The sequence below is a fragment of the Brevibacterium sp. 2SA genome (genome assembly GCF_005502845.1).
Classification (GTDB): Bacteria; Actinomycetota; Actinomycetes; order Actinomycetales; family Brevibacteriaceae; genus Brevibacterium.
Map to the genome: position 1 here is coordinate 1 of NZ_SCMW01000092.1, position 6,054 is coordinate 6,054.

Consider the following 6,054-nt stretch of genomic DNA (forward strand, 5'->3'; position numbering starts at 1 on the left):
GTCGGAGGCGAGCGCTCATGAGTGTCCCGACCGTCGACCTCGTCATCATCGGCGCAGGTCCCGCCGGCCTCGCCGGCACCGCGGTGGCTGCGGACGTCCATCCCGTCGGCGAGCGTGACCAGGCACGCGCGCTGCCCGGTCTGCCCGTCGATCTCGACGAGGCAGTCGAAGCACACTCCGATCCCGCAGAACAGCCCGCGCTGCCGGCCGGTGCGGGTCGTCCGCCAGCTCGTGCGACCGGAGGCGAGGAGCGCGGCGGCAACACTCGCTCCGGCCGGGGCGGTGAGCGGCGCGTCGTCGAAGCGCGCGGTGACGGTCTCGCTCATGCTGTTTCCTCCTGGGGGATCGTGGTCGCGGCGGCCGGCGCTGGCTCAGTCGCCGGTGGCCCCGCTGCGAAGCGCTCCGGGGCGAACGGTGTGAGGTCGAGGTCCGCCTCGGCGCCGGTCATCGCCTGGGCGAGCAGTTTGCCCGTGCCCACCGACAGCCCGATGCCCGCGCCTTCGTGACCGCACGCGTGCCAGAGCCCCGGCGCCCGGGGATCGGGGCCGATGACGGGCAGATGGTCGGGGCTGTACGGACGGAAGCCGTGGTAGTGGCGCAGGATGCGGGTGGTCGCGAGGAACGGGAAGAGCGCGGCGGCGTTGCGGGCGATGAGGCCGAGCGCCGCCGTGCTCACGGTCGTATCGAAGCCGACGCGCTCCCGGCTCGAGCCGATGAGGATCGTGCCGGCCGGGGTGCCCTCGACGACGGGGCTCGCCTGGAGGCCGTCGCTCGAGGAGCCGACGTTGTCGATGTACTCGGCGGCGTAGACCTTGTGGCCGATCATCGGCGGCAGCGGTTCGGTGACCATGACGAAGCCGCGACGCGGCAGGACGGGCACGTCGACGTGGGCGAGGGCGGCCACCTCGGGGGCCCAGGTGCCGGCGGCGTTGACGATGTGGGCGGCGGCGAAGTCCCCGGCCGGGGTGCGGACTCCGGTGATCCGGTCGCCGGTGCGGACCACCTCGGTGACGGGGGCGCCAGTGACGACGGTGGCCCCGCGGTCGACGGCGAGGGCGAGGAGATGCCCGGCGGCGAGCATCGGCTGGACCTGGGAGTCCTCGGGATAGTATGCGGCCCCGAGTGCGGCCGGAGTGATGTGGGGTTCGCGCTCGCGCAGCTGGTCGGGGTCGAGGGCGATCGCGTTGATGCCGAAGGATCGCTGGGCGCGGGTGACCCTGTTCAGCGAGGCGACACTGGACTCCCGGGAGGCGACGATGATCCCGCCCTTGGCTTCGAACTCCCAGCGGGCGGCGAATTCGGCGAGTTCGCCCGTCCACAGCCCCAGCGAGTACTGGGTGAGGGCGAGTTCGGGGCCGAGCTCCTTGTCGGAGACGAGGAGGTTGCCCTCGCAGCGCGACGACGTTCCCGAGGCGGGCAGGTCGCGGTCGATGACGGTGACGCTCAGGCCCGCTGCTGTCGCGAAGTAGGCGACCGCGCAGCCGACGATGCCGGCGCCGATGACGATGACGTCGGTGGTCCGCGCCGAGGTGGTCCGCGCCGCGCTCATGTGCCCTCACCCGTCATGTCGCCCCCGAACCGCCCGCCGCGGCCGACCCGTGCGTTTCAGCCGACTCGGGGGACCCCGTCGCGCCGGCCGCCTCTGAATCGGCCGCCTCCGAACCGGCCGGCTCGGTGGTTCCGGTCGCCCAGATCGCGCGGGCATGGCCGATGTGGGCGCGCAGGAGCGCCTCGGCACCGGCACCGTCCCGGTCGCGCAGCAGCCGGATGAGCTCATGGTGCTCCTGGGCGGAGTCGACGAGCTTGCCCTCCCTGGCCAGCCCCGCGATGCCGTAGAGGCGGGTGCGCTGGCGCAGCGAGGTCGCGAGCTCCGTGAGCTGCGGGTTGTCGGCGAAGGCGAGCACCTGGGCGTGGAACTCCCGGTCGTTGGCGAGGTAGGCGGTGAGGTCCTCCTCGGCGGCACCGCGGGTGCACGCATCGGCGATGCGCATGAGCTCGGGGAAGGCCTCCTCGGTGATGTTCGCGGCCACCGCGTGCATGACCGGGGGCTCGACGAGGAGGCGGATCTGGGCGAGGTCGTCGAGGTCCTTCTCCGTCATCGTCGTGACACGGAATCCCTTGTTCTTCACGGTCTCGACGAGACCCTCGCGCGAGAGGTCCATCATCGCCTCGCGGACCGGGGTCGCCGAGACCCCGAGCTGTTCGCCGAGGACCGGTGCGGAGACAAGCTGCCCTTCAGCGAGCTCACCGGTGATGATGGCTGTCCGCAGGCTGTTGAGCACGGACTGGCGCAGGTTCTGGGACGGTCGAGGCGGGGGAGGGAGGCCATGGGGGATTCCTTTCGTGGGCTGCCTATGAGGATACTCATAGCAGGAATCCCGCCGGGAAGGGATCGCTCGGATCAAGAAAGTACTGTGCCGTGCCCGTCACCCACGCCCGACCCTGGACGGTGGGCACGACGGCGGGCCGGCCCGCGACGGTCGTCTCGGCGACGAGGCGGCCGACGAACCGGGACCCGATGTAGGACTCGTTGACGAAGTCCGTCTCCAGCGTCAGTTCGCCGCGGGCGTGGAGCTGAGCCATCCGCGCGCTCGTGCCCGTCCCGCACGGGGACCGGTCGAACCAGCCGGGATGGATCGCCATCGCATGCCGGGACCGTGCCGCCGTCGACCCGGGAGCCTTGAGGTAGACATGGTGGCAGCCGACGATGTCGGGCCGCTCCGGGTGGACGGGCTCATCCGCGGCGTTGATCGCGTCCATGATCGCCAGGCCCGCGCCGAGGAGGTCGTCCTTGTTGCTCCGATCCTCCCTGAACTCGAGGCCGAGGTCGGCGACGTCGACGATCGCATATAAGTTGCCCCCGAACGCGAGATCGTAGGTCACGGTCCCGAGTCGGGGCACGTCCACCTCGGCGCCGAGGCGGTCGACGAACGCGGGGACGTTCGTGATCGTCACGGAATCGGCATGACCGTCACTGACGGCCACCTCGGCGATGACGAGCCCGGCGGGAGTGTCGAGGCGCACGGTGGTCACGGGTTCGTGCACCTCGACCATGCCGGTCTCGACAAGGACGGTGGCGACGCCGATCGTGCCGTGGCCGCACATCGGCAGGCACCCGGAGACCTCGATGAAGAGGACGCCCCAGTCCGCGTCGGGGCGGGTGGGCGGTTGGAGGATCGCCCCGGACATCGACGCGTGCCCGCGGGGTTCGGTCATGAGCAGGGTGCGGACGTGATCGGAGTTCTCGATGAACCACGTCCGGCGCTCGGCCATCGTCGCCCCCGGCAGCTCGCCGACCCCGCCGGTGATGACGCGGGTGGGCATCCCCTCGGTGTGGGAGTCGACGGCGTGATAGACGCGTGACGTGCGCATGGTGTCCTCCTCATTGAGTGACCGGGGCGACCTCGCTGCCGACGGGTCGTCCCGGTCAGAATACTGCCGGGCTCAGACGGCGGCGACGGCGGGCTTCGTCTCGCTCGCATACCCCTTGTCCGCGGCGGCCTCGGTGTCGGCGACGATGCGGTCGACGAGCGGCTGGGACAGGGGCAGGCGCGGGGGCCGGCAGATGCCGCCGCGCAGGCCGAGGACATCCATCGAGAGCTTGATCGCCTGGACGAACTCGGTCTTCGAGTCCCAGCGCAGCAGGGAGTGGAGGTCGCGGTAGATCTCCTGGGCCCGGACGAGGTCGGCGGTGTCACCGGAGGTGCAGAGCTCGAAGAGCTCGATGCAGGCGCCGGGGATCGCGTTCGGGTAGCCCGACACCCAGCCGACGGCGCCGGCGAGCCCGACCTCGAGGACGGTGTCGTCGGTGCCGATGAGGATGTCCATCGTCGGCGCGAGCTCGGCGATCTCGTAGATCCGGCGCGGGTCGCCGGAGAACTCCTTGACCCCGACCATGTTCCCCGCCGCATGGATCTCGGCGATGAGCTCGGGGACGAGGTCGACCTTCGTGTCGATCGGGTTGTTGTAGCCGACGACGGGCAGACCGACCGAGGCGACGGTCGCGTAGTGGTCCTTGACGGTCTCCCAATCGGCTCGGTAGGTGTTCGGGGGCAGCTGCATCACCGAGGTGGCCCCCGCGTTCGCTGCCTGCTCCGCCCAGTGCGCGGACTGCAGTGCCCCGTAGGCGCCGGTGCCGGCCATGACGTGGAATCCGGCGGGCGCGGCCTCGACGGCGGTGGTGATGACCTGGGCGCGTTCGACGTCCGAGAGCGTCTGGTACTCACCGAGCGAGCCGTTGGGGGCCACGCCGTCGCAGCCGTTGGCGGCGAGCCAGGCGACGTGATCGGCGAAGGCGTCGTAGTCGACGGCGTAGTCCTCGGTGAAGGGCAGGGCGGTGGCGACGATGACTCCGTGCCAGGGCTTCTTCTCCGACATGGGCTTCCCTTTCGTTCGGCCCGGATTCCTCCGGGGCTGTGCCACTACTGTGTGACATGTTACTGTGCAATGGTACACAAAAGAGGTCCATGTCACAAAGGAGTCGACAAATGGACGAGCTGCTTGAGCTCATCGGCACCATCAACACAGGAATCTGGAACCCCATGGCCTATATGGCCCTCGGTCTCGGACTGCTCTACACGATCTGGACCGGCGCCGTGCAGATCCGCAGGCTTCCCGATCTCGTGACGATCCTCAAGGAGAGCTCGGGCGGGGAGGACGGAGGGATCTCGAGCTTCCAGGCGCTCGCGCTCACCCTCTCGAGCCGCGTCGGCGTCGGCAACATCGCCGGCGTCGCCACAGCCATCGCCGTCGCCGGACCCGGAGCCCTGTTCTGGATGATCGTCATGGGCATCCTCGGCGGGGCGACGGCGTTCGCGGAGTCGACGCTCGCGCAGGTGTTCAAGCGCAAGGTCGACGGCGAGTACCGCGGCGGCATCCCCTATTACATCGAGAAGGGGCTGGGCCAGAAGTGGCTGGCCGTCATCGCCGCGGTCGCGACGATGATCCTCTACGCGGTGCTCGCGCCCGGGGTGCAGACGTTCAACATCGCCAACAGCGCCAATGTCGCGTTCGGGGCGCCGGAGTGGGTGACCGGACTCATCGTCGCCGCCCTCTTCGGCATCATCGTCATCGGCGGGACGAAGCGGATCACCGCGGTCGCGGACAAGGCGGTGCCGTTCATGGCCGCCGGCTACATCCTGCTCGCGATCGTCGTCATCTGCGTCAACCTCGACCAGGTCCCGGCCGTCCTCGCGCTCGTCTTCTCCTCGGCCTTCGGCGTCAACGAGGTCTTCGGCGGGATCATCGGCGCGGCGATCGCATGGGGTGTGCGCCGTGCCGTGTTCTCCAACGTCGCCGGCGTCGGTGAGGGCACCTACGCCTCGGCGGCGGCGTCCGTGTCCCACCCGGCGAAGCAGGGGATCGTCCAGGCGTTCTCGATCTACGTCGATACGGTCCTCGTGTGCACGGCGACGGGGGTGATGATCCTCATGACCGACAGCTACAACGTCATCACCGAGGCGGGGCGCACGCTCGTCGAACACCTCCCCGGTCTCGAGCCGGGCACCGAGAATACGCAGATCGCCCTCGACTCGGTCTTCCCCGGGTTCGGTCCGGTCTTCGTCGCGCTCGCGCTCTTCCTCTTCGCGTTCACGACGCTCATCGCGTTCAACTACATCGCCACCTCGGCGGCGGCCTACCTCTTCGACGGGAAGCGTCTGGGCGTGGTCAAGCGCCTCATCCAGGGCGTCATGATCGTCATCGCCTTCGTCTCTGCGATCGCCCCGGCCGATCTCATCTGGGGCATCGGCGACATCGGGTACGGCTCGCTGGGCTGGATCAACATGATCTGCCTCGTCTTCCTCGCCCCCCTCGTGGCGAAGGTGCTGCGCGACTACACGGCGCAGAAGAGGATGGGCCTCGACCCCGTCTTCGATCCGACGAAGCTCGGGATCCGCGGGGCGACCGCCTGGACCGGCGACAACCCGCCGGCCGCTGTGCTCGTCGCGCGCCGGCACAACGCAGCGCTGGCCGAGGAGGAGGCGGACACGACTCAGCGGTAGGAGCCGGGCACGCCCCGGCGATGCGGGGCGGGGGCGGAACGCAGCCCCCGCC

6 protein-coding genes are annotated in these 6,054 nt (G+C 69.9%); 1 reads left to right on the forward strand and 5 read right to left on the reverse strand.

Translation table 11 applies throughout. The features are described from left to right. From FFS20_RS17480 to FFS20_RS17500, 5 genes are all read right to left on the reverse strand, one after another. Positions 1–326, reverse strand: a 326-nt coding sequence (locus tag FFS20_RS17480; RefSeq protein WP_137827050.1) for a (2Fe-2S)-binding protein, incomplete at its 3' end; no start/stop codon positions are given. Beyond that, positions 323–1,549, reverse strand: coding sequence for an FAD-binding oxidoreductase (locus tag FFS20_RS17485; RefSeq protein WP_137827051.1), 1,227 nt, complete (start codon positions 1,547–1,549; stop codon positions 323–325). The genes FFS20_RS17480 and FFS20_RS17485, both read right to left, overlap by 4 nt. Before the next feature lie 13 nt (positions 1,550–1,562). After that, positions 1,563–2,282, reverse strand: a complete 720-nt coding sequence (locus FFS20_RS17490) for a GntR family transcriptional regulator (protein WP_249356928.1) — start codon at positions 2,280–2,282, stop codon at positions 1,563–1,565. Positions 2,283–2,364: 82 nt separating this feature from the next. Then, positions 2,365–3,372: a proline racemase family protein gene (locus FFS20_RS17495; RefSeq protein WP_137827052.1), complete on the reverse strand. Its 1,008-nt coding sequence runs from the start codon at positions 3,370–3,372 to the stop codon at positions 2,365–2,367. Between the two features lie 72 nt (positions 3,373–3,444). Further along, complete coding sequence (locus FFS20_RS17500) at positions 3,445–4,377, reverse strand: dihydrodipicolinate synthase family protein (RefSeq protein WP_137827053.1); 933 nt, start codon at positions 4,375–4,377, stop codon at positions 3,445–3,447. A 110-nt stretch (positions 4,378–4,487) separates the two neighbouring features. On the opposite strand from FFS20_RS17500, the gene FFS20_RS17505 reads away from it, so the two are divergent. After that, positions 4,488–6,002, forward strand: coding sequence for an alanine/glycine:cation symporter family protein (locus FFS20_RS17505; RefSeq protein WP_137827054.1), 1,515 nt, complete (start codon positions 4,488–4,490; stop codon positions 6,000–6,002). The last annotated feature ends 52 nt before the right edge of the window (positions 6,003–6,054 follow it).